The sequence below is a fragment of the Aeromonas sp. s4 genome (assembly GCF_040907855.1).
Lineage (GTDB): Bacteria > Pseudomonadota > Gammaproteobacteria > Enterobacterales > Aeromonadaceae > Aeromonas > Aeromonas caviae.
On the sequence record NZ_JBFOCP010000047.1, the window covers coordinates 157,425 to 179,536 of the forward strand.

Annotated in this window: 22 protein-coding genes and 2 tRNA genes; 19 read left to right on the forward strand and 5 right to left on the reverse strand. The window is 58.9% G+C overall.

Annotation, left to right across the window (positions count from 1 at the left end; translation table 11 throughout):
* Window positions 1-4: 4 nt before the first annotated feature.
* Together AB5Y89_RS16350 and greA are read left to right on the forward strand one after the other, a co-directional pair.
* Complete coding sequence (locus AB5Y89_RS16350) at window positions 5-898, forward strand: flagellar motor protein MotB (protein ID WP_042878323.1); 894 nt, start codon at window positions 5-7, stop codon at window positions 896-898.
* Between the two features lie 145 nt (window positions 899-1,043).
* The gene (gene greA / locus AB5Y89_RS16355; protein WP_010675378.1) at window positions 1,044-1,520 is read left to right on the forward strand and encodes a transcription elongation factor GreA; all 477 of its coding nucleotides are present in this window, start codon (window positions 1,044-1,046) and stop codon (window positions 1,518-1,520) included.
* Between the two features lie 63 nt (window positions 1,521-1,583).
* Here greA and AB5Y89_RS16360 read toward each other — a convergent pair whose 3' ends face one another.
* Together AB5Y89_RS16360 and yhbY are read right to left on the reverse strand one after the other, a co-directional pair.
* A complete protein-coding gene (locus AB5Y89_RS16360; RefSeq protein ID WP_368224177.1) occupies window positions 1,584-2,177 on the reverse strand; it encodes a PilZ domain-containing protein in 594 nt (197 codons plus the stop codon).
* A 105-nt stretch (window positions 2,178-2,282) separates the two neighbouring features.
* The gene (yhbY, locus tag AB5Y89_RS16365; protein WP_010675376.1) at window positions 2,283-2,579 is read right to left on the reverse strand and encodes a ribosome assembly RNA-binding protein YhbY; all 297 of its coding nucleotides are present in this window, start codon (window positions 2,577-2,579) and stop codon (window positions 2,283-2,285) included.
* A gap of 97 nt (window positions 2,580-2,676) precedes the next feature.
* Here yhbY and rlmE point away from each other — a divergent pair, with 97 nt between their 5' ends.
* The 16 genes from rlmE (at window position 2,677) to AB5Y89_RS16445 (ending at window position 19,455) form a co-directional block, all read left to right on the forward strand.
* Window positions 2,677-3,306: a 23S rRNA (uridine(2552)-2'-O)-methyltransferase RlmE gene (gene rlmE, locus AB5Y89_RS16370; RefSeq protein ID WP_010675375.1), complete on the forward strand. Its 630-nt coding sequence runs from the start codon at window positions 2,677-2,679 to the stop codon at window positions 3,304-3,306.
* A 45-nt stretch (window positions 3,307-3,351) separates the two neighbouring features.
* Entirely contained in the window at window positions 3,352-5,304 is a 1,953-nt protein-coding gene (ftsH, locus tag AB5Y89_RS16375) for an ATP-dependent zinc metalloprotease FtsH (RefSeq protein WP_010675374.1), read from the forward strand.
* Window positions 5,305-5,388: 84 nt separating this feature from the next.
* On the forward strand, window positions 5,389-6,234 hold the full coding sequence (gene folP, locus AB5Y89_RS16380; protein WP_029314768.1) for a dihydropteroate synthase: 846 nt from the start codon (window positions 5,389-5,391) through the stop codon (window positions 6,232-6,234).
* An 18-nt stretch (window positions 6,235-6,252) separates the two neighbouring features.
* Entirely contained in the window at window positions 6,253-7,587 is a 1,335-nt protein-coding gene (glmM, locus tag AB5Y89_RS16385; protein ID WP_010675372.1) for a phosphoglucosamine mutase, read from the forward strand.
* Window positions 7,588-7,718: 131 nt separating this feature from the next.
* The gene (gene tpiA / locus AB5Y89_RS16390; protein ID WP_104452435.1) at window positions 7,719-8,483 is read left to right on the forward strand and encodes a triose-phosphate isomerase; all 765 of its coding nucleotides are present in this window, start codon (window positions 7,719-7,721) and stop codon (window positions 8,481-8,483) included.
* Entirely contained in the window at window positions 8,484-8,810 is a 327-nt protein-coding gene (secG, locus tag AB5Y89_RS16395; RefSeq protein WP_010633113.1) for a preprotein translocase subunit SecG, read from the forward strand.
* 7 nt (window positions 8,811-8,817) lie between these two features.
* A tRNA-Leu gene (locus AB5Y89_RS16400) sits at window positions 8,818-8,902 on the forward strand.
* A gap of 91 nt (window positions 8,903-8,993) precedes the next feature.
* A tRNA-Met gene (locus AB5Y89_RS16405) sits at window positions 8,994-9,070 on the forward strand.
* A gap of 166 nt (window positions 9,071-9,236) precedes the next feature.
* The gene (gene rimP, locus AB5Y89_RS16410; RefSeq protein WP_010675370.1) at window positions 9,237-9,695 is read left to right on the forward strand and encodes a ribosome maturation factor RimP; all 459 of its coding nucleotides are present in this window, start codon (window positions 9,237-9,239) and stop codon (window positions 9,693-9,695) included.
* 14 nt (window positions 9,696-9,709) lie between these two features.
* Window positions 9,710-11,212, forward strand: coding sequence for a transcription termination factor NusA (gene nusA, locus AB5Y89_RS16415; RefSeq protein WP_039040286.1), 1,503 nt, complete (start codon window positions 9,710-9,712; stop codon window positions 11,210-11,212).
* A 20-nt stretch (window positions 11,213-11,232) separates the two neighbouring features.
* On the forward strand, window positions 11,233-13,935 hold the full coding sequence (gene infB, locus AB5Y89_RS16420; protein WP_043153231.1) for a translation initiation factor IF-2: 2,703 nt from the start codon (window positions 11,233-11,235) through the stop codon (window positions 13,933-13,935).
* Window positions 13,936-13,990: 55 nt separating this feature from the next.
* A complete protein-coding gene (gene rbfA / locus AB5Y89_RS16425) occupies window positions 13,991-14,425 on the forward strand; it encodes a 30S ribosome-binding factor RbfA (RefSeq protein WP_010675366.1) in 435 nt (144 codons plus the stop codon).
* A gap of 1 nt (window position 14,426) precedes the next feature.
* Window positions 14,427-15,377 (forward strand): tRNA pseudouridine(55) synthase TruB, encoded by a 951-nt coding sequence (truB, locus tag AB5Y89_RS16430; RefSeq protein ID WP_041215670.1) that lies wholly within the window; start codon window positions 14,427-14,429, stop codon window positions 15,375-15,377.
* A 135-nt stretch (window positions 15,378-15,512) separates the two neighbouring features.
* The gene (rpsO, locus tag AB5Y89_RS16435; protein ID WP_010675364.1) at window positions 15,513-15,782 is read left to right on the forward strand and encodes a 30S ribosomal protein S15; all 270 of its coding nucleotides are present in this window, start codon (window positions 15,513-15,515) and stop codon (window positions 15,780-15,782) included.
* 180 nt (window positions 15,783-15,962) lie between these two features.
* Window positions 15,963-18,101, forward strand: a complete 2,139-nt coding sequence (gene pnp / locus AB5Y89_RS16440) for a polyribonucleotide nucleotidyltransferase (protein WP_029314766.1) — start codon at window positions 15,963-15,965, stop codon at window positions 18,099-18,101.
* Between the two features lie 142 nt (window positions 18,102-18,243).
* Window positions 18,244-19,455, forward strand: coding sequence for an MDR family MFS transporter (locus tag AB5Y89_RS16445; RefSeq protein ID WP_368224178.1), 1,212 nt, complete (start codon window positions 18,244-18,246; stop codon window positions 19,453-19,455).
* 3 nt (window positions 19,456-19,458) lie between these two features.
* On the opposite strand, the gene AB5Y89_RS16450 is transcribed toward AB5Y89_RS16445, so the two are convergent.
* Window positions 19,459-19,812, reverse strand: a complete 354-nt coding sequence (locus AB5Y89_RS16450) for a DsrE/DsrF/TusD sulfur relay family protein (protein ID WP_010675361.1) — start codon at window positions 19,810-19,812, stop codon at window positions 19,459-19,461.
* Between the two features lie 160 nt (window positions 19,813-19,972).
* On the opposite strand from AB5Y89_RS16450, the gene AB5Y89_RS16455 reads away from it, so the two are divergent.
* Complete coding sequence (locus tag AB5Y89_RS16455; RefSeq protein WP_039041125.1) at window positions 19,973-20,365, forward strand: DUF1090 domain-containing protein; 393 nt, start codon at window positions 19,973-19,975, stop codon at window positions 20,363-20,365.
* Window positions 20,366-20,469: 104 nt separating this feature from the next.
* Here the strand turns inward: AB5Y89_RS16455 and AB5Y89_RS16460 are convergent, their stop codons facing one another.
* Complete coding sequence (locus AB5Y89_RS16460) at window positions 20,470-20,718, reverse strand: YfhL family 4Fe-4S dicluster ferredoxin (RefSeq protein WP_010675358.1); 249 nt, start codon at window positions 20,716-20,718, stop codon at window positions 20,470-20,472.
* A gap of 1 nt (window position 20,719) precedes the next feature.
* Complete coding sequence (gene yegQ, locus AB5Y89_RS16465; protein ID WP_010675357.1) at window positions 20,720-22,084, reverse strand: tRNA 5-hydroxyuridine modification protein YegQ; 1,365 nt, start codon at window positions 22,082-22,084, stop codon at window positions 20,720-20,722.
* Window positions 22,085-22,112: the final 28 nt, after the last annotated feature.

Consider the following 22,112-nt stretch of genomic DNA (forward strand, 5'->3'; position numbering starts at 1 on the left):
ACAGATGGCAAAGTGCAAGTGCCCGCCTCCCGGATTGCCCGGTTACATGGGAACCTTCGCGGATCTCATGTCTCTGCTGATGTGCTTCTTCGTGCTCTTGCTCTCCTTTGCCGAGATGGATGTGCAGAAGTTCAAGCAGATCGCCGGTTCCATGGAGAAGGCGTTCGGGGTGCAGAACATCCTGGAGGTCAAGGATATCCCCAAGGGAACCTCCGTCATCGCCCAGGAGTTTCGTCCTGGTCGCCCCGAGCCGACGCCTATTGACACCATCATGCAGCAGACCATCGACATGACCCAGACCGAGCTGGATTTCCAGCCTGGGGATGCGGACAAGGCGGGTGGACATGACAAGACCGAAGGCCAGCAGAGTGGTGGCGATACCGCCCAGGAGGCCCAGAAGGCGCAGGAACAGTCCAACACCCTGGCCAAGGCACTGGCGGAGCAGATGCAGGCCCAGATCCAGGATGGGGCCATCGAGATAGAGGCGCTGGGTCAGCAGATCATCATTCGCATTCGTGAGAAAGCGGCGTTCCCGGCGGGATCCGCCTTCCTGCAACCCCAGTTCTGGCCGGTGATCCGCAAGGTGGCTGCGCTGCTCAAGGATGTGCCGGGGGAGATCACCGTCTCCGGCCACACCGACAATGTGGCCACCGAGGACGAGTTGTTCCAGTCCAACTGGGAGCTTTCATCCCAGCGGGCGGTGGCGGTTGCCCACCAGATGATCAAGGTGCCCGGTTTTGACGGCAATCGTCTGGTGGTGCAAGGGATGGCGGATTCCCAGCCGCTGGTGCCCAACAATAGCCCGGAGAATCGGCGCATGAACCGACGTGTCGAGATCGCCATCATGCAGGGCAAACCGACGGTGTCGGCTCCGCTTGGCGTCTCGGAATCCAAGTAACGCTGGCCCAAAGCGGGATCCCGCTCGCAGGGGCTGACATGGATTTTGTGGCGGCTTCATATTAAGATGCCCCATCCGAACCGACAGCTGCGGCTCTCTTTTGATTGCCGCAGCTTCTCTTTATAAAGCAACCCAGGTTTCGACTATGAATCATACTCCGATGACTGTTCGCGGCGCTGAAAAGCTGCGTCAAGAGCTCGATTATCTCAAGACCGAGCTGCGTCCCCAGATTATCGAAGCGATTGCTGATGCCCGTGAACATGGCGATCTGAAAGAAAATGCCGAATACCATGCCGCCCGCGAGCAGCAGGGTTTCTGTGAAGGCCGCATTCAGGAAATCGAAGGCAAGCTCTCCAATGCCCAGATTATCGATGTCACCAAGATTGCCAACAATGGCCGCGTCATCTTCGGCGCAACCGTGACCCTGCTCAAAAGTGAAACGGAAGAGGAAGTGGTCTACCGCATCGTGGGAGACGACGAGGCGGACATCAAGCAGAACATGATCTCCGTGAACTCCCCCATTGCCCGCGCCCTGATCGGCAAGGAAGTGGATGACGTTGCCATCGTCAAGACGCCGGGTGGCGATGTGGAGTACGAGATCCTGGAAGTTGCCTATCTCTGATTGAACGTCGGGGAAAGAGACAGGGGAGCCGGGCTCCCCTGTTGTCTTTAGTCACCCTGGTCTTTAGTCACCCTGATAGGCCTGGACGAAGGCGTCCTGGTGGCGCTGGAAGAGCCAGTCCCGCAATTGTTCCTGATCCTCCTTGCCCAGTCGGAACTGGACGGCCCAGTCATGGTGATGTTGATTGGCATCCACATGCCTGACGAGGGTACCTGTCATGGCCAGGGGAGGGAGATCCTCGATGCGAAGGTATCCGCCAAGTGGATCTCCCTTGGCAAAGGCGTCCGGCAAGCCGGCCACGATGAGACCGCCAAGGGAGAGGCTGTATACCTCGTACTCCGCGTCTTCGGTGCAAAGCACGGCCTTTTCGTCGAGTCGCCAGGCGCGCAGATGGGGCGAACCCAGCTCGGTAATGGTCGGCGCGGCGATGCGCAGCTCGGCGTGGCCCTCCTCTACCTGGGTGCAGTGGAGCGGGAAACGCAATTGGTAGCCGGCGATGCGGGCTTCGAGTGTCAGAGGCTTGGCTCGCTGCAACAGGCTTTGGAGAGGAAGGGGCAGGGTGCCGCGCAGGTATTGGCTGGTGGCAATGTCTTCATCGTTTCCCAGGTCCCGCAGCATGGCCAGTTCTTCATCGGTGAGGAGCTGATGCTTGTCCATAGTGGGTGTCCACGGCTATTCATCGCAGGTTAAGGGCCTGGCAACTATTTTGGCAAGCGACTTGGGAAGAAGGGAAATGAAGGAAAGAGCGAATGCTCTTTCCTGTTACTTGCGCGGCAACTGGATCTTGGGCTCTTTGGCCTGACGGTAGATGGTCAGTACATGGCCCATGCTCTGTACCTTGATGGCGCCGGTCTCGCGAACGATGGCATCCATCACCAGCTGTTTCATCTCACGATCTTCAGACGCAACCTTAACCTTGATCAGCTCGTGGTGGTTCAGGGCCAGATCGATCTCGGCCAGCACCCCTTCGGTCAGACCGTGTTGTCCCAGCAGGACGACCGGCTTCAGACTGTGGGCCAGGCCCTTGAGGTACTGTTTCTGTTTATTGTTGAGAATCATGGCAATTTCTTCATAAGTCAGGGTTGAAAGGGGCGTATTCTACCCCCACTTAGCCCTTAATACTAATAACCCTTGTGGTTTTTTAAAGTCGACAATCATGACCCAGAAAAAACGTTCCCCCAGTTCAACCCGCTGGTTAAAAGAACATTTCGACGACCAATACGTCAAGAAAGCCCAGAAGTTGGGACTGCGCTCTCGCGCCGTTTTCAAGATCGACGAGATCCAGGGCAAAGACCGGCTGCTCAAGCCGGGGATGACGGTAGTGGACCTGGGGGCTGCTCCCGGTGGCTGGTCCCAATTTGCCATCGACCAGGTCGGTGACAAGGGGCGCGTCATTGCGTGTGATATTTTGCCGATGGATTCCATTGCCGGTGTCGATTTCCTGCAAGGGGACTTTCGGGAGGAAACTGTACTCGGCGCCTTGCTGGAGCGAGTCGGCCCCGACAAGGTGGATGTCGTCATGTCCGACATGGCGCCCAACATGAGCGGTACCCAGCAGGTGGATCAAGCCCGTGCCATGTACCTGGTGGAACTGGCGCTGGACATGTGCAATCAGGTCCTGAGCAGTAATGGCAGTTTTGTAGTCAAGGTGTTCCAGGGGGAGGGGTTTGATGCCTATCTCAATGAAATACGTAGACTTTTCTCTGTCGTCAAGATTCGAAAACCAGACTCGTCCCGTGCCCGTTCACGAGAAGTCTACATTGTGGCTACCGGTTTTAAACTGTAGTACCCTAACCCTCATCGTTAACTGTCAGTCTGCGAGGTCATTGATTTGAGTGACATGGCGAAAAACCTAATCCTGTGGCTGGTCATCGCCGTCGTGCTGATGTCGGTGTTCAATAGCTTCAGCCCCAGCGATACCACCAGTCGCCAGCTGGACTATTCCAGCTTCGTGAAAGAAGTGACCCAGGAGCAGATCCGTGAAGTGCGGATGGATGGCAAGGTCATCAATGGCGTCAAGCGCACCGGTGAACGTTTCACCACCATCATTCCTGCGCCGGATCCCCAACTGCTCAACGACATGCTCAACCATAACGTCAAAGTGATGGGTGAGAAGCCGGAAGAACCATCTCTGATCACGTCCATCTTCATCTCCTGGTTCCCGATGCTGTTGCTGATCGGTGTCTGGGTCTTCTTCATGCGTCAGATGCAGGGCGGCGGCGGCAAGGGTGCCATGTCGTTCGGCAAGAGCAAGGCTCGCCTGATGAGCGAAGATCAGATCAAGACTACCTTCGCCGACGTAGCCGGTTGTGACGAGGCAAAGGAAGAGGTCAAGGAGCTGGTCGACTATCTGCGTGACCCGACCAAATTCCAGAAGCTGGGTGGCAAGATCCCGACCGGCGTCCTGTTGGTAGGTCCTCCCGGTACTGGTAAGACCCTGCTGGCCAAAGCCATTGCAGGCGAGGCCAAGGTGCCGTTCTTCACCATTTCAGGTTCGGACTTCGTGGAAATGTTCGTGGGTGTCGGTGCCTCCCGGGTGCGTGACATGTTCGAACAGGCCAAGAAATCCTCCCCCTGCATCATCTTCATTGATGAGATCGATGCGGTCGGTCGCCAGCGTGGCGCCGGTCTGGGAGGTGGTCACGATGAACGTGAGCAGACCCTGAACCAGATGCTGGTTGAAATGGATGGTTTTGAAGGCAATGAGGGCATCATCGTCATCGCCGCCACCAACCGTCCCGACGTACTGGATCCTGCGCTGCTGCGTCCGGGTCGTTTCGACCGCCAGGTCGTGGTCGGCTTGCCGGATGTTCGCGGTCGTGAGCAGATCCTGAAAGTGCATATGCGCAAGGTACCGTTGGCGGATGACGTCAATCCGGCGCTGATTGCCCGTGGTACCCCTGGTTTCTCCGGTGCTGATCTGGCCAACCTGGTGAACGAGGCTGCCCTCTTCTCTGCTCGCGAGAGCCGCCGAGTGGTCTCCATGCTGGAGTTCGAAAAGGCGAAGGACAAGATCATGATGGGGGCGGAACGTCGCTCCATGGTGATGAAAGAGTCCGAGAAGGAGATGACGGCCTATCACGAAGCGGGTCACGCCATCATTGGTCGCGTGGTGCCGGATCATGACCCTGTCTACAAGGTCTCCATCATTCCGCGCGGCCGTGCGCTGGGTGTTACCATGTACCTGCCGGAGCAGGACCGCTGGAGCCACTCCAAGCAGCATCTTGAGTCCATGATCTCCAGCCTGTATGGCGGTCGTCTGGCGGAAGAGTTGATCTACGGTGCCGAGAAGGTATCGACCGGTGCATCCAACGACATCGAACGTGCGACCGACATCGCCCGCAAGATGGTCACCCAGTGGGGCATGTCCGAGCGTCTCGGCCCCATGCTCTACGCAGAAGAGGATGGTGAAGTCTTCCTCGGCCGCAGCATGGCCAAGGCCAAGCACATGTCTGACGATACCGCCCGCATTATCGATGCAGAGGTCAAGCAGGTCATCGATCGCAACTATGATCGTGCCAAGCAGATCCTGCTGGACAACATGGATGTGCTGCACACCATGAAAGATGCATTGATGAAGTACGAGACCATCGATGCCAAGCAGATCGATGATCTGATGGCGCGTCGCGAGGTCCGTGCTCCCAGCAACTGGCATGATGAGCACGGTGACACCCCGCAAGGTGGTGCCAGCGTGAACAACGGGCCGGAGGCCACGGCGCCGGCTGAAGAGGGCAGTGCACCTCTGAGTGACATCGACAAGGCGAACGATGTCCCGGCCAAATAAGTTGCCATGATACAAACCCCGGGCTTGCCCGGGGTTTTTCTTTGCACGAAGAGTTTGCAGCTCTTGTTGGAGGTAGTTGAAGCAATGCAGTTAATCAGCAAGGGACGTCCCCTTTCTCTCGACCGTCCCCATGTCATGGGCATTCTCAATGTGACGCCGGACTCCTTTTCAGATGGTGGCCGCTTCAAGCAGATCGATCTGGCGTTGGGTCATGCCCGCGACATGGTGGCCGATGGGGCCACCCTTATCGATATAGGTGGCGAGTCGACCCGCCCGGGCGCCCCCGACGTGAGCGAGCAGGAGGAGCTGGACAGGGTCATCCCCGTGGTGGAGCGCATGGTCGCCGAGCTGGATGTGATGATCTCCCTCGATACCTCCAAGGCGATTGTCATGCGGGAGGGTTGTGCTGCAGGTGGTCACCTCATCAATGATGTCCGCGCCCTGCAAGAGCCGGGAGCGCTGGGCGCGGCGGCCGAGGCTGGCGTACCGGTATGCCTCATGCACATGCAGGGGCAGCCCCGTACCATGCAGGTGGAGCCGCACTATGACGATTTGCTGGGGGAGGTGAGAGCCTTCTTTGACGAGCGGATTGCCGCTTGTCTGGGGGCCGGTATCCCGCGTGAGCATCTGGTACTGGATCCAGGCTATGGCTTTGGCAAGACGCTGGCGCACAACTATCAGCTGCTGGCACAGCAGGCGTCACTGCTCGATTACCAACTTCCGCTCTTGGTGGGCATGTCACGAAAGTCTATGATAGGCAACCTGCTTGACCGCCCGGTAGCCGAGCGGTTGGCTGGTAGTCTGGCCTGTGCCCTGATCGGGTTGCAACATGGCGCCAGGATCATCCGGGTGCACGACGTGCGGGCCACCATGGATGTCTTGCGTACAGGCTGGATGACCATGACGGGACAAGATTTCATATCCAAATAGAAAAACGAGAAACAGACAATGACCAGAAAGTACTTCGGCACCGACGGCGTGCGCGGCAAGGTGGGTGAATACCCGATCACCCCGGATTTCGTCATGAAACTGGGCTGGGCCGCCGGCAAGGTGCTCTCCAAGAAAGGGACCAAGAAGGTGCTGATCGGCAAGGATACCCGTATCTCCGGTTATATGCTGGAGTCGGCACTGGAGGCGGGGCTCTCCGCCGCCGGTCTCAAAGCCATACTGATGGGACCCATGCCCACCCCGGCGGTTGCCTACCTGACTCGCACCTTCCGTGCCGAAGCCGGCATCGTCATCAGTGCATCCCACAACCCCTATTACGACAACGGCATCAAGTTCTTCTCCGCCGACGGCACCAAGCTGCCCGATGATGTCGAGCTGGCCATCGAAGCCGAGCTCGACAACGAACTCAAATGCGTGGAGTCCGCGGAGCTTGGCAAGGCGCAGCGCATCGATGATGCGGCTGGTCGCTACATCGAATTCTGCAAGAGCACCTTCCCCTCCAATCTGAGCCTGGAAGGGCTGAAAATGGTGGTGGATTGCGGTCATGGTGCCACCTACCACATCGCCCCTTCCGTCTTCCGCGAGCTGGGTGCCGAAGTCATCGCCATCGGCTGCAGCCCGGATGGGCTCAACATCAATGACGGTGTCGGTTCCACCGCACCGGAGGCGCTGGCCGCCAAGGTCCAGGAATGCAAGGCAGATCTCGGCGTCGCCTTCGACGGTGATGGCGACCGTCTGGTGATGGTGGACAGCACTGGTTACATCATCGACGGGGATGAGATCCTCTACATCATCGCCCGGGATGCCCTGCGCCATGGCCGCCTCAAGGGCGGTGTTGTGGGCACCCTGATGGCCAACATGGGACTGGAGCTGGCGCTTCAGACCCTGGGCATCCCCTTTGCCCGTGCCAAGGTGGGTGACCGCTACGTGCTTGAGATGATGAACGAGAAGGGCTGGCGCATCGGGGGCGAAAACTCCGGTCATATCATCTGCCTGGATCAGACCACCACGGGGGATGGTATCGTCGCCGCCCTGCAGGTGCTGACGGCCATGCGCAGTGCCGAGATGCCGCTGGCCAAATTGCGTTCGGGCATGAGCAAGTTCCCGCAAGTGCTGGTCAATGTGCGCTTCGCCGAAGGCAAGGATCCGCTGACCTCAAGTGTCGTTCAGCAGGAAGTGGCGGCAGTGGAGCAGGAACTGGCCGGCCGTGGCCGGGTGCTGCTGCGCAAATCTGGCACCGAGCCCCTGATCCGGGTCATGGTCGAAGGTGAACACGAACAGCAGGTGCGCGATATGGCAGAGCGCATCGCCAAACAGGTCGAGTCGGCGTTTTAATGAACAACCAAGGCGGCTTTTTAGTCGCCTTGGTTGTATCTTGTTCAAACGATTCGAAAATTTGAAAATAGCACTTGTCAGCTGAGCATCCTCTGGATATTATCAGCCCCGCTTTCGCAAGGGAGTTGCCGATGGGACATCGCAAGCCGTTTGTAGCAGCCAACTGGAAGTTACACGGTAGTAGGTCGCAGTTAGAGCAGTTTACGAGTCAGTGCACAGAGCGCATTGATGAAGACGTAGATGTGGTCTTGTGTCCATCCCATGTGCATCTCGGTTTCACGGCCGAACTGCTCGGTGAGCAGGGAAGAGTGAAGCTGGGGGCTCAGAACGTGAGCCAGCACAGACAGGGCGCTTATACGGGTGAAATCTCGTGTGAGATGCTGGTCGAGGCAGGTTGCCGATATGTACTTGTTGGCCACTCCGAGCGCAGGCGTCTCTTTGGTGAGACCAGTTTTATCGTCGCAGAGAAGTTTGCGGCAGTCCGAGCAGCAGGTCTGATACCCATACTTTGTCTGGGTGAGTCAGGCGCGGCGAGGCAGGCAAGAAGAACCTTTGAGGTGATTGCCGAGGAACTGGACATCGTCATAGAGAAAAATGGCGCGATGGCTTTCGATAATGCTATCATCGCCTACGAGCCAATCTGGGCTGTAGGTACAGGTAAATGCGCCACACCCGAGCAGGCACAAGAGGTTCATTCCTTTATTCGCAGTCGCTTGGCGGAGGATACTCCGGTAATAGGTGAGAAAGTCAGAATCATCTATGGTGGGAGCGTGACACCGGCCAATGCACAAGATTTGTTTGCGCAGCCCGATATTGATGGCGGTCTGATAGGCAGGGCAAGTCTTGATGGCGAGGCGTTTTTAGGAATAGTTGAAGCGGCAAAGGGTGCAAGTTAAATGTACGAGATTCTTTTGGTCGTTTATCTGCTGGTATCGCTGGCTCTGATTGGTCTGGTGATGATTCAGCAAGGTAAAGGGGCTGATATGGGCGCCTCCTTCGGCGCAGGGGCATCGAATACAGTGTTCGGCTCCGGTGGTTCAGGCAGCTTCCTGACCCGCACAACAGCGATTTTGGCTACTTTGTTTTTCTTGATTAGTCTGGTTCTGGGTTCCATGTCCAGCAACAAGGTCAAGCAGGGTAGTGAATGGGAAAATCTGCAACAGACTCAACAAGTTGAGCAGAGCAAAGCGCCAGTGAAGAAAGATACTGACGTTCCCGAATAAGAGTTTTGCCGTGGTGGTGGAATTGGTAGACACGCTATCTTGAGGGGGTAGTGCTCTAGGGTGTGCGGGTTCGAGTCCCGCCCACGGCACCAATTAAGCAGTGAACCCGGGTAACCGGGATGTTATAGCCGCAGAGTCTTGTCTCACGAGAGTGAAGTGGCTATAATCTCGCACGATTTCGGACGCGGGGTGGAGCAGCATGGTAGCTCGTCGGGCTCATAACCCGAAGGTCGTCGGTTCAAATCCGGCCCCCGCAACCAAATTTCACGCATTTCCTACGCTCAGGAAGGCGGTCGCTGCGAGGCGACAATCAGGGTAAAGCGCCAAGCCCCGATTTGACATCGGGGCTTTTTGTTATGTGCAATTTACTCTGAATCTATTTCTATCTGGGCTATATGCCCTTTTTTCGTTTTTCGGAGGGTGACTTTGGCTACGTTGGAACAACGTTTGACCGATCTGCTCGAGGCTCCGGTCGTTGCCTTGGGTTTTGAACTGTGGGGTATCGAGTTTATCCGTGCGGGTAAGCACTCGACCTTGCGCGTTTTCATCGACTCGGAGCAAGGCGTGACGGTGGAAGACTGTGCCGAGGTGAGCCGCCAGGTCGGCGCCATCATGGATGTCGAAGATCCCATCACCGAGGAGTACTACCTTGAGGTGTCTTCCCCGGGTCTGGATCGTCCACTGTTCAAGGTCGCCCAGTTCGAAAAATACGTTGGCCAGGAGGCGGCGGTAACGCTTCGGATGGCAACAAACAACCGCCGCAAGTTCAAAGGCGTAATCAAAGCCGTGCAGGGGGACATGATCACTCTGACGGTAGATGGTAAGGACGAGGTGTTGGCTTTCACCAATATCCAAAAAGCGAACATAGTGCCGAACTTTGGTTAACGAGGCTATCGGATATGAATAAAGAGATTTTGCTGGTCGTTGACGCTGTGTCCAACGAGAAGGCTGTCCCCCGCGAGAAGATTTTCCAGGCTCTGGAGACTGCGCTGGCGACTGCGACCAAGAAAAAATACGAAGGCGAGATTGAAGTGCGTGTCGAGATCGATCGCAAGACCGGTGACTATGACACCTATCGCCGTTGGGTCGTGGTGGCCGATCAGGCTTCCATGGAGAACCCGTACGGGGAAATCACTCTCGAAGCCGCTCAGATCGAGCAGCCGGATATCCAGATCGGCGACTATGTTGAAGACCAGATTGACTCTGTGACCTTCGACCGTATCACCACCCAGACCGCCAAACAGGTCATCGTGCAGAAAGTGCGCGAGGCCGAGCGTTCCCAAGTCGTTGACCAGTTCAAGGACAAGGAAGGCACCATCATCAGCGGCGTGGTCAAGAAGAGCAACCGCGACAACGTGATCCTGGATCTGGGCAGCAATGCCGAAGCCGTGATCTTCCGTGACGACATGCTGCCCCGTGAGACCTTCCGTCCCGGCGACCGTATCCGTGGCCTGCTCTACGCCGTGCGTCCGGAAGCCCGTGGTTCCCAGCTGTTCGTCAGCCGCTCCAGCCCGGACTTTCTGAAAGAGCTGTTCCGCATCGAAGTGCCGGAAATCGGCGAAGAGATGATCGAAATCATGGGCGCCGCCCGTGATCCGGGTTCCCGCGCCAAGATCGCGGTGAAGACCAACGATCGTCGTATCGACCCGATCGGTGCCTGTATCGGCATGCGTGGTGCCCGCGTTCAGGCCGTCTCCGCCGAGCTGAGCGGTGAGCGTGCCGACATCGTGCTGTACGATGACAACCCGGCCCAATACGTGATCAACGCCATGGCGCCAGCCGATGTGGCCTCCATCATCGTCGATGAAGACAACCACACCATGGACATCGCCGTGGAAGCCGCCAACCTGGCCCAGGCCATCGGCCGCAACGGTCAGAACGTGCGTCTGGCCTCCCAGCTGACCGGTTGGGAACTGAACGTGATGACCGTCGAGGACATGCGTGCCAAGCACCAGGCCGAGAACGACCGCATCCTGACGCTGTTCACCAGCACCCTCGACATCGACGACGATTTCGCCGGCCTGCTGATGGAAGAGGGCTTCTCCACCCTGGAAGAGATCGCCTTCGTCCCGGTCAACGAGCTGCTGGCCATCGACGGTCTGGATGAAGACATGGTCGAAGAGCTGCGCAAGCGTGCCAAGGATGCCCTGACCACCAAGGCCCTGGCCAAAGAAGAATCCTTTGAAGGCGTCGAGCCTTCCGAAGAACTGCTCAATCTCTCCGGCCTCGGCCGTGAAATGGCCTATGCCCTGGCCGCTCGCGGTGTCGGCACCCTGGAAGATTTGGCAGAGCAAGGTATCGATGACCTTGCCGACATCGAAGAGTTGACCGCCGAGAAGGCTGGTGAGCTCATTATGGCTGCTCGCAATATCTGTTGGTTCGGAGAAGAGCAGTCTGAATAAGGTCAAACGGAGGAAAATGAATGGCAGAAGTATCAGTTAAGCAACTTGCCACTGACATCGACACGCCGGTTGATCGTCTTCTCCAGCAGTTTGTCGATGCCGGCATCGTGAAGAGCAAGGCCGACGACATGGTCAGCGAGTCTGAGAAACAGACTCTGTTGGCACATCTGAAGAAACAGCATGGAGGTGACGAGGTCACCGCACCTGCTCGCATGACCTTGCAGCGCAAGACCAAGAGCACTCTGAGTGTTCAGGGGACTGGTGGCAAGAACAAGGAAGTGCAGGTAGAAGTGCGCAAGTCTCGCACCTATGTAAGACGCTCGGCGCTGGAAGATGAACAGCGCCAGGCGGAAGCCGAGGAAACAGCGCGTTTGGAAGCAGAAGAAAAAGCTCGTCGCGAGGCCGAAGAGAAGGCCCGCCTCGACGCTGAAGAGAAGGCTCGCCGTGAGGCTGAGCAGGCTCGTCGTGAAGCTGAGGAAAAGGCGCGGATCGAGGCACAACAGAAGGCTCGACAGGCTCAACAGCCCGCCAAAGCAGCCGGTAGCACAGCTCAGCAAGAGGCAGAAAAGATGGCCAAGCGCGAAGCAGAAGAACTGAAGCGCCAACAGGAACAGACAGCTTTGCAAAAAGCTGAAGAACTCGCCGCGAAGAAAGCCGAAGAGGCTCGCATCATGGCGGAACAGAATGCGGCCCGCTGGGCTGAAGAAGAAGCGGCTCGCGCCAAAGAGAGCAGCGATTACCATCTGACCACCAACAAGCACGCGCAAGCGGCCGAAGATGAGTTGGATCGTAAGGAAGAGACCAGCCGTCGCACGGCTGCCGCTGCCAAGGCGCCGAAGAAAGTCGGCCGTCGCGAAGACGACCGCAATGACCGCAACTCCCGCGATCCCCGTGCCCGCAAAGGCAAGCGTGGCAAGATGGCCATGCCGAACGCCATGAAACACGGCTTCAACAAGCCGGCTGCCGTGGTCAACCGTGACGTCGTCATCGGCGAGACCATCACAGTGGCGGAGCTCGCCAACAAGATGGCCGTCAAGGGCGTTGAAGTCATCAAGGTGATGATGAAGATGGGTGCCATGGCCACCATCAACCAGGTGATCGACCAGGAGACCGCTCAGCTGGTCGCCGAGGAGATGGGTCACAAGGTAGTGCTGCGCCGTGAGAACGAGCTGGAAGAGGCGGTACTTAGCGATCGTGACGAGACCTCCGAAGCCAAGCCGCGTGCGCCGGTCGTGACCATCATGGGTCACGTCGACCACGGCAAGACCTCGCTGCTGGACTATATCCGTAAGGCCAAGGTTGCCGCGGGCGAAGCCGGTGGCATTACCCAGCACATCGGTGCGTACCACGTCCAGACCGACAGCGGGATGATCACCTTCCTGGATACCCCGGGTCACGCGGCGTTTACCTCCATGCGTGCTCGTGGTGCCAAGGCGACCGACATCGTTGTTCTGGTTGTTGCAGCTGACGACGGCGTGATGCCGCAAACCATCGAAGCCATCCAGCACGCCAAGGCGGCCGGTGTGCCGCTGGTTGTTGCGGTGAACAAGATCGACAAGCCTGAAGCGGATCCGGATCGCGTCAAGACCGAGCTGGCCCGTTACAACGTCATGTCCGAAGACTGGGGTGGCGATTGCCAGTTCGTGCACGTCTCCGCCAAGTCTGGCGAAGGCATCGACGACCTGCTGGAAGCCATCCTGATCCAGGCCGAAGTCCTGGAGCTGAAAGCGGTGGTTGACGGCATGGCCAACGGCGTCGTGATCGAATCCTTCCTGGATAAAGGTCGTGGTCCGGTTGCCACCGTGCTGGTACAGGAAGGTACTCTGCGTCAGGGCGACATCGTTCTGTGTGGTCTTGAGTACGGCCGGGTTCGCGCCATGCGTGACGAACTGGGTCGCGAGATCAAGGAAGCAGGTCCCTCTCTGCCAGTGGAAATTCTGGGTCTGTCCGGCGTTCCCTCTGCCGGTGACGAAGCCACGGTCGTGCGTGACGAGAAGAAAGCCCGTGAAGTGGCGCTCTACCGTCAGGGCAAGTTCCGCGAAGTCAAGCTGGCCCGCCAGCAGAAGGCCAAGCTGGAAAACATGTTTGCCAACATGACCGAGGGCGAAGTGTCCGAAGTGAACGTGGTGATCAAGGCCGATGTACAAGGCTCTGTGGAAGCGATCTGCGATGCCCTGGTCAAACTCTCCACCGACGAAGTGAAGGTGAAGATCGTGGGTTCCGGCGTAGGTGGCATCACCGAAACCGACGCGACCCTGGCCGCGGCTTCCAGCGCCATCCTGGTGGGCTTCAACGTCCGTGCCGACGCTTCTGCGCGCAAGGTCATCGAATCCGAGAGCCTGGATCTGCGTTACTACTCCGTCATCTATGACCTGATCGACGAAGTGAAGCAGGCCATGAGCGGCAAGCTGGCTCCTGAGTATCGTCAGGAGATCATCGGTCTGGCTGAAGTGCGTAGCGTCTTCAAGTCGCCGAAGTTCGGCGCCGTTGCTGGCTGTATGGTCACCGAAGGTGTGGTCAAGCGTTCCAACCGCATTCGCGTTCTGCGTGACAACGTGGTTATCTATGAAGGCGAGCTGGAATCCCTGCGCCGCTTCAAGGATGACGTCAACGAAGTTCGCAACGGCTACGAGTGTGGTATCGCGGTCAAGAACTACAACGACGTGCGCGAAGGCGACCAGATCGAGGTGTACGAGACCGTTGAAATCCAACGGACTCTGTAAGCCGAGAGTTAGACAAAATAGGGGGCCGCGGCCCCCTTTTATCGCAGGATAGAATATGGCCAGAGAATTCAGCCGGACCCGTCGGGTCGGACAGCAGATCCAGCGTGAAATCGCGCTCATTCTGCAGCGCGAGGTCAAGGATCCGCGCATCGGCATGGTGACCGTCTCCGACGTGGAGGTCTCCAAGGACCTCAACTATGCCAAGGTTTATGTCACCTTCTTGCAACTGGAGAATGACGCCGAGCGCATCAAGGAAGGGCTCAAGGGCCTGACCGAGGCTGCCGGTTACATCCGCAGCCTGCTGGGCAGCGCCATGCGTCTGCGGGTGGTGCCCGAGCTGCGTTTCTACTACGACCAGACCCTGGTCGAGGGGATGCGCCTCTCCAACCTGGTGACCAACACTGTGCGTGAAGACAAGCGTCGCATGACTGAAGCCGGTCGTGACGAAGAGCAATCCGCACCGGATGACACGACTGAGGATAACGCCTGAGATGTCTCGTAGACGTCGTTTCAAAGGCCGTGACGTACACGGCATCCTGCTGCTGGACAAACCGACCGGCCTGACTTCCAACGATGTGTTGCAGAAGGTCAAGCGGATCTACAACGCCGCCAAGGCTGGCCATACCGGCGCCCTGGACCCCCTGGCCACCGGCATGTTGCCGATCTGCCTCGGGGAGGCCACCAAGTTCTCCCAGTATCTGCTGGAAGCGGACAAGCGCTATGAGGTGACCGCCAAGCTGGGCGAGCGCACCAATACCAGCGACTCCGACGGCGAGGTGGTCTCCACCCGCCCGGTGAACGTGGCCGTGGGTACCCTGATCGAGGCGCTGGACCAGTTCCGCGGCCCCATCATGCAGGTGCCGTCCATGTACTCCGCCCTCAAGCACAACGGCCGCCCGCTCTACGAATATGCCCGTGAAGGGATCGAGATCGAGCGGGAAGCCCGTCCCATCACCATCTTCGAACTCAAGCTGCTCGGCTTCGAGGGGAACGAGGTGAAGCTGGAAGTGCATTGCAGCAAGGGCACCTATATCCGCTCCCTGGTGGACGATCTGGGGGAAGTGCTGGGCTGTGGCGCTCACGTCACCCAGCTGCGTCGCACCCAGGTGGCGAGCTACCCCTACGAGCGGATGCTGACCCTGGAGCAGCTCGAGTGCATCTTCGAGCAGGCCAAGGCCGAAAGCATTCCGCCACGGGAGCAGCTGGATCCCCTGCTGCTGCCGATGGACACCGCCGTGGCCTCCCTGCCCGAGGTAAACATGCTGGTCGCCGTGGCCGCCTATGTGAACCAGGGTCAGGCCGTGCAGGTGGCAGGTAGCCCCCAAAGCGGCCAGGTCCGCATGACGGTTGGCCCGGAGCGCGAATTCATCGGGGTTGGCGAGATCGATGACGAGGGGCGCGTGGCGCCCAAGCGTCTTGTTCGCTACCACGACGAGGAGTGATCCTCAGGCGGTATCGGTCTGTCACGCGTCTTTCCCGTTGCGAAAAGGGGCGGGGACGATTATGATACCGCCCTCATTTCACGGCTGAATTAGAGATTGGCTGTGAACCTTTAAACACTCTACTGGAGTAATACCATGTCTCTAAATGCTGAGATCAAAGCTCAAATCGTTGCCGACAACGCTCGTGGCGCCAACGACACCGGTTCCCCCGAAGTGCAAGTTGCCCTGCTGACTGCCCAGATCAACCATCTGCAAGGTCACTTCAAGGAGCACGCCAAGGATCACCACGGTCGTCGCGGTCTGCTGCGCATGGTTTCCCAGCGTCGTAAGCTGCTGGACTACCTGAAGCGTAAAGACGTTCAGCGTTACGCTGCTCTGATCGCCAAGCTGGGTCTGCGTCGTTAATCGACCATCAGATTTCGCAAAAAAGGGGAACCGCGAGGTTCCCCTTTTTTATTGCCAGTTTCAAACAGGATGCAGGCCGTTGCCTGCCTCACAGAATTGACGTCCGCGCTTACCTTTTGATGCGAATCAAGTATACTTGCACGCGAATTTAAAGCGCCAAATTGTTAAAAGGAAATTCACGTGAATCCTATTGTAAAGTCATTCCAGTACGGTCAACACACCGTCACACTGGAAACCGGTGTGATGGCCCGTCAAGCCACTGCGGCCGTCATGGTCAGCATGGACGATACCTGTGTCTTCGTGACTGTCGTTGGCAAGAAAGAGGCCGATCACGGCCGTGATTTCTTCCCGCTGACCGTCAACTATCAGGAGCGTACCTATGCTGCTGGTCGTATCCCGGGTGGTTTCTTCCGTCGTGAAGGCCGTCCGAGCGAGGGTGAGACCCTCATCTCCCGTCTGATCGACCGTCCCATCCGTCCGCTGTTCCCGGAAGGCTTCCTCAATGAGGTTCAGGTGGTTGCCACCGTCATGTCCGTGAACCCGGCCGTTTCTCCCGACATCGTTGCCATGATCGGTGCCTCCGCGGCCCTGGCCATCTCCGGCATCCCGTTCGGCGGCCCGATCGGTGCAGCCCGCGTGGGTTACATGAACGGCCAGTACGTGCTGAACCCGACCACCACCGAACTGCCCCAGAGCGATCTGGATCTGGTGGTTGCCGGTACTGCCAATGCGGTGCTGATGGTGGAATCCGAAGCGGCCATCCTCTCCGAAGAGGTGATGCTGGGCGCCGTGGTCTACGGTCACGAGCAGATGCAGACCGTGATCAACGCCATCAATGAATTCGCTGCCGACGTCGGTACCAAGCCCTGGGACTGGACCCCGCCTGCCGTCAACGAAGCGCTGAAAGCCAAAGTTGCCGAACTGGCCACAGCTGAACTGGGTGAAGCCTACCGTATCACCGAGAAGGCTGTTCGTTACGAAACCATCGCTGCCATCAAGGGCCGCGTGGTCGAGCAAGTCATCGCATCCGGCGTGGAAGAAGATGCCAAGAAGATCGGCGAAGAGTTCCACAGCCTGGAGAGCCGCATCGTCCGTGGTCGCGTCGTACGTGGTGAGCCGCGTATCGACGGTCGCGATCCGGAAATGATCCGTGCCCTCTCTGTCGGTACCGGCATCCTGCCCCGTGCCCACGGTTCTGCCCTGTTCACCCGTGGTGAAACCCAGGCCATCGTGGTGGCCACGCTGGGTACCGAGCGTGACGCCCAGAACATCGACGAGCTGACCGGCAACCGCGCCGATCGCTTCATGCTGCACTACAACTTCCCGCCCTACTGTGTCGGCGAGACCGGCATGATGGGCAGCCCGAAGCGTCGTGAAATCGGTCACGGTCGTCTGGCCAAGCGCGGCGTTGCTGCCGTGATGCCGAGCGCCGCCGAGTTCCCGTACGTGGTGCGCGTAGTCTCTGAAATCACCGAATCCAACGGTTCCTCCTCCATGGCGTCTGTCTGTGGTTCCTCCCTGGCGCTGATGGATGCCGGTGTGCCGATCAAGGCCTCCGTTGCCGGTATCGCCATGGGTCTGGTGAAGGAAGAAGAAGGTTTCGTCGTGCTGTCCGACATCCTGGGTGACGAAGATCACCTGGGCGACATGGACTTCAAGGTAGCCGGTACCAGCGAAGGTGTGACCGCGCTGCAGATGGACATCAAGATCGAAGGCATCACCAAAGAGATCATGGAGATTGCCCTGAAGCAAGCTCGTGGCGCTCGTCTGCACATCCTGAAAGTGATGGACGAAGCTATCCAGGCTCCCCGTGCCCAGATTTCCGATTTCGCACCGCGCATCCACACCATCAAGATCAATCCTGAGAAGATCAAGGACGTGATCGGCAAGGGTGGTTCCGTGATCCGTGCACTGACCGAAGAGACCGGCACCAACATCGAGCTGGATGATGACGGTACCGTTCGCATCTCCGCCGTGGCCAACGAAGCCGCCATGGAAGCGATCCGCCGCATCGAGGCCATCACCGCCGAGATCGAAGTGAACCGCATCTACGAAGGCAAGGTCGTGCGCCTGGCTGACTTCGGCGCCTTCGTCAACATCCTGCCGGGTAAAGACGGTCTGGTGCACATCTCCCAGATCACCGATGCCCGCGTACAGAACGTGGCCGACTTCCTGAAAATCGGTGACGTGGTGAAGGTGAAGGTACTGGAAGTGGACCGTCAGGGCCGTGTGCGTCTCTCCATCAAGGAAGCGAACGCACCGACCGAAGCGGCTGCTGCTCCTGCTGCCGTTGCCGTCGAAGAGCCGGCTGCCGAATAAGGCTGCCGTATGTGAAAGAGCCGACCCTTGGGTCGGCTTTTTTGTGCCTGCCGCCCGGCATGGTGCAGATTGTCTCCTTGTTCCTTTTGGCGCCCCTTGATATAAGGGACGACCCCGCTTCGTTGGCAAAAGGAATTGCAGCATGTCATGGGCCTACCTCAGGCAGTTTCCTTCCCTGGTCTGGATCGTCATCCTGGGCACTTTCATGGTGCGTACCACCTTCTTCATGGTCTGGCCCTTTCTCTCCATCCTGCTCTACCGTGACTACGGACTTTCGGCGACCCTGATAGGCGCCATCCTGGGGGCCACGGCGGCGCTTTCCACTCTCGTCAGCTTCTATGGCGGCTGGCTCTCGGACAAATGGGGGCGGCGCAACATCCTGCTGTTCGGCTGCCTGGTTTCCGCCGCCAGCGTGGCCCTGCTCGGCCTCTCCCACCAGGTGGGCTGGCTGGCACTCGGGGTGATCGGCAGCGGACTCTCCTACGGGCTCATCGACGCACCGGGCAAGGCACTGATGGCCGACAATCTGGCCGAGCCCAAAGCCCGTGAGCTGGCGCTGCACCTGCGTTATTTCCTGCTCAACCTGGGGGCGGCCATCGGTCCTCTGCTCGGCGTCACCTATGGCCTGAGCGCGCGTCAGGAGACCTTCCTGTTGCTCAGTGCCAGCTATCTGCTGCTTGGCATGGTCTTTGTCATCGGGTTCAGGCTGGCGGGTTGCCACACCAGCCAGGCGGCCGGGCCCGGCATGCGGGCTGTGCTGCGGGTGCTCTGGCAGGACAGGGGGTTTCTGCTGCTGATCATGGCCAATCTGCTGCTGATGCTGGTCTACGCCCAGTTCGAGTCGCCCCTCATCCAGTATCTGACCCGCGCGGGGACGCCGGAGGTGGAGCGGCTCGTCGGCTGGCTGGTGACGACCAATGCGCTGACCATAGTGATGCTGCAGTTCCCCCTGCTGCACCTGACTGCCCGCTGGTCCACGCGGCGCAAGCTGCAACTCGGGGTGGCGCTCTTTCTCGGCGCCCAGTTGCAGTTTGCGCTGGGGGATACCGCCATCTGGTGGCACTGGATAGTGGCGGTGATCCTCTTGAGCGTCGGGGAGTGCATCCTCTTCCCCTTGCTCAATGTGCTGATCGATCAGATGGCGCCTGGTCATTTGAAGGGGAGCTATTTCGGGGCGGCCTCCATCTCCGGACTCGGGGTGGCCATGGGGGCCTTGCTGGGAGGCTGGGTGCTGGCCCACTGGGGCGGGAGCTGGCTTTACGCCCTGATGGCGCTGCTCTGCCTGGTGATCCTGATGCTCTATGGTCTGAGTACCCGGACCTCGCGCACTGCGCTGGTCCGGGCTGGGCCCTGACGGCTAGAAGGTCAGCACCTTGTCGGCGGCCAGAGTCCATTGGGCCAGCAAGGGGAGGGTGCCTATCTCTATGCCCTCGACAAGGGGTAGCGGGGTGATGCCGCGCGCATCGGTGCAACTCTTACAAAGCCGGATCCGGGTGCCCTGAGCCAGCAGTATCTCCAGCATCTGGCGCAGGTTGTAGCCCTCGGCCGGAGCCTGCCCGGCCAGAGCAGCAGTGACGGCATCCGACATCAGGAAGAGGTTGAGGTCTACCTTTCCCTCCTCTTTGAGGGCGATGCCGAGGCGCAGGGCATTGAACAGGGACTCGCTGCCATAGGGGGCGCCGTTGGCAATGATGAGAATGTGTTGGGTCATGTGGCTCTCCTGATTGAAAGGGCCATTGTAGCCTCGGCGAAAGCGGCCCGGCATGATGCAGAGCACACTCTGTCGTAGCCCGGCCCCGTGTGTCTTGACCTCACACAGGGAGTCAGGTCTCATGGACGGCCATCCAGTATGACAGAACAAAGAGGTTGTTATGTGGAAGATCGCCGGAATAGGCTTATTGTTGTTGGCCGGACAAGCCTATGGTAGTGAAAACATCGGCTGCAAGGCCAGACAGCAGGCCGTGACGGATCAGCTTGCGTTCGCCAGGGCGCACAACAACCAGGAGCAGGTAGCCGGCCTTGAGCGGGCACTGCGCAACCTGGAGGCCCATTGTACCGATGCCGGGCTCCTTGAGGAGCAGCAACGCAAGGTGGTCAAGCAGAGGGAAGAAGTGGAAGAGCGGCTGGCCGAGTTGCAGAGCGCACGGGTATCGGGCAAGCCGGACAAGATTGCCAAGAAGCAGTCCAAGCTGGAGGAGTCCCAGGCCGAGTTGCTGGAAGCCCAGCGCGAACTCGAGGCGCTGCAAAAACTGGTCAAACCCTGAGGGAAGGGCAGCGCAATAGAAAAAGCCGGGCATGCCCGGCTTTTTCTATTTCTGGATAATGCACCCGCGAGTGTCAGACGCTGATGCAGGTGTTACTGCTACTGCTACTGCCTGTGCATCCGCACAAACTTTTCCATCAGCTGATCTTCGGTTTCCACATGGGCGGGATCCCAGATGATGCAGTCGATAGGGCAGACGCTGATGCAGGTCGGCTTCTCATAGTGGCCGACGCATTCGGTGCAGCGATCCGGGTCTATCTCGTAGATCTTGCTCCCCAGGGTGATGGCCTGGTTCGGACACTCCGGATCGCACATGTCACAGTTGATGCACTTGTCGGTGATGAGCAGTGCCATCTCAGGCCGCCGAGTGAGGTTGACGGGTATCCTCGCGCTCGCCGAGGTTGCGCAGCAGGATGCCGTAATTCACGTCGATCTCCTTGGGTACCGGCACGTAGACCACGTGGCCGTTGCCCGGTGCGGTGTCGATGAGTTCGCCCTTGCGGTTCTGCATCTGCTCCAGATTGAAGCTGAGGTTGCCCTGGGGGGTCATCAGCTCCAGGCTGTTGCCCAGCAGGAACTTGTTCTTCACCTCGACCTCGACCATGTCACCGTTGCGACCGGTGATCTCGCCGACGAACTGCTGGGTGTCGGAAACGGAGTAACCGTAGTCGTAGTTCTGGTATTCGCTGTGGTTGTGACGGCGCAGGAAGCCCTCGGTGTAGCCGCGGTGGGCCAGGTTCTCGAGGGTGCCCATCAGGGTCGGATCGAACGGACGGCCAGCCACCGCATCGTCGATGGCCTTGCGATAGACCTGGGCGGTACGGGCGCAATAGTAGAAGGACTTGGTACGGCCTTCGATTTTCAGGGAATGAACGCCCATTTTGGTCAGACGCTCGACGTGCTCGACAGCGCGCAGATCCTTGGAGTTCATGATGTAGGTGCCGTGCTCGTCTTCAAACGCGGTCATGAACTCGCCCGGGCGGTTGGACTCCTCCAGCAGCACCAGGGCATCGGTCGGCTTGCCTGCGCCCAGGGTCGGATCCACCTTTTGCACGGCGATGGGCTCCTGGCGGTGGACGATCTGGCCCACGTCATCTTCCTTGCCCTCGTGCACCTTGTACTCCCAGCGGCAGGAGTTGGTGCAGGTACCCTGGTTGGGGTCACGCTTGTTGATGTAGCCGGAGAGCAGGCAGCGGCCGGAGTAGGCCATGCACAGCGCCCCGTGGACGAAGACTTCCAGCTCCATCTCCGGCACCTGCATGCGGATCTCCTCGATCTCGTCGAGAGACAGCTCGCGGGAGAGGATGGCACGGGTCAGTCCCATCTGATGCCAGAACTTCACCGTGGCCCAGTTGACCGCGTTGGCCTGCACCGAGAGGTGGATAGGCATGTCGGGGAAGGCTTCGCGCATCATCATGATGAGGCCGGGGTCGGACATGATGAGTGCATCCGGCTTCATATCCACCACGGGGCGCATGTCGCGGATGAAGGTCTTGAGCTTGGAGTTGTGGGGCTGGATGTTGGCCACCACATAGAACTGCTTGCCGAGGGCATGGGCCTCGTTGATGCCGAGCTGCAGATTCTCGTGATCGAATTCGTTGTTGCGCACCCGCAGGCTGTAGCGCGGCTGGCCCGCATAGACGGCGTCTGCGCCATAGGCATAGGCGTAGCGCATGTTCTTGAGGGTCCCGGCAGGGGAGAGCAATTCTGGTCTGAACATGTTGGACTCTTTTATCTGATTGCAAATC

Bases quoted from the DNA above. Each gene is read 5' to 3' on its own strand.
- AB5Y89_RS16350 (WP_042878323.1), top strand. From the start codon at position 5: ATGGCAAAGTGCAAGTGCCCGCCTCCCGGATTGCCCGGTTACATGGGA.
- greA (WP_010675378.1), top strand. From the start codon at position 1,044: ATGAATCATACTCCGATGACTGTTCGCGGCGCTGAAAAGCTGCGTCAA.
- AB5Y89_RS16360 (WP_368224177.1), bottom strand. From the start codon at position 2,177: ATGGACAAGCATCAGCTCCTCACCGATGAAGAACTGGCCATGCTGCGG.
- yhbY (WP_010675376.1), bottom strand. From the start codon at position 2,579: ATGATTCTCAACAATAAACAGAAACAGTACCTCAAGGGCCTGGCCCAC.
- rlmE (WP_010675375.1), top strand. From the start codon at position 2,677: ATGACCCAGAAAAAACGTTCCCCCAGTTCAACCCGCTGGTTAAAAGAA.
- folP (WP_029314768.1), top strand. From the start codon at position 5,389: ATGCAGTTAATCAGCAAGGGACGTCCCCTTTCTCTCGACCGTCCCCAT.
- glmM (WP_010675372.1), top strand. From the start codon at position 6,253: ATGACCAGAAAGTACTTCGGCACCGACGGCGTGCGCGGCAAGGTGGGT.
- tpiA (WP_104452435.1), top strand. From the start codon at position 7,719: ATGGGACATCGCAAGCCGTTTGTAGCAGCCAACTGGAAGTTACACGGT.
- secG (WP_010633113.1), top strand. From the start codon at position 8,484: ATGTACGAGATTCTTTTGGTCGTTTATCTGCTGGTATCGCTGGCTCTG.
- nusA (WP_039040286.1), top strand. From the start codon at position 9,710: ATGAATAAAGAGATTTTGCTGGTCGTTGACGCTGTGTCCAACGAGAAG.
- infB (WP_043153231.1), top strand. From the start codon at position 11,233: ATGGCAGAAGTATCAGTTAAGCAACTTGCCACTGACATCGACACGCCG.
- rbfA (WP_010675366.1), top strand. From the start codon at position 13,991: ATGGCCAGAGAATTCAGCCGGACCCGTCGGGTCGGACAGCAGATCCAG.
- truB (WP_041215670.1), top strand. From the start codon at position 14,427: ATGTCTCGTAGACGTCGTTTCAAAGGCCGTGACGTACACGGCATCCTG.
- rpsO (WP_010675364.1), top strand. From the start codon at position 15,513: ATGTCTCTAAATGCTGAGATCAAAGCTCAAATCGTTGCCGACAACGCT.
- AB5Y89_RS16445 (WP_368224178.1), top strand. From the start codon at position 18,244: ATGTCATGGGCCTACCTCAGGCAGTTTCCTTCCCTGGTCTGGATCGTC.
- AB5Y89_RS16450 (WP_010675361.1), bottom strand. From the start codon at position 19,812: ATGACCCAACACATTCTCATCATTGCCAACGGCGCCCCCTATGGCAGC.
- AB5Y89_RS16455 (WP_039041125.1), top strand. From the start codon at position 19,973: ATGTGGAAGATCGCCGGAATAGGCTTATTGTTGTTGGCCGGACAAGCC.
- AB5Y89_RS16460 (WP_010675358.1), bottom strand. From the start codon at position 20,718: ATGGCACTGCTCATCACCGACAAGTGCATCAACTGTGACATGTGCGAT.
- yegQ (WP_010675357.1), bottom strand. From the start codon at position 22,084: ATGTTCAGACCAGAATTGCTCTCCCCTGCCGGGACCCTCAAGAACATG.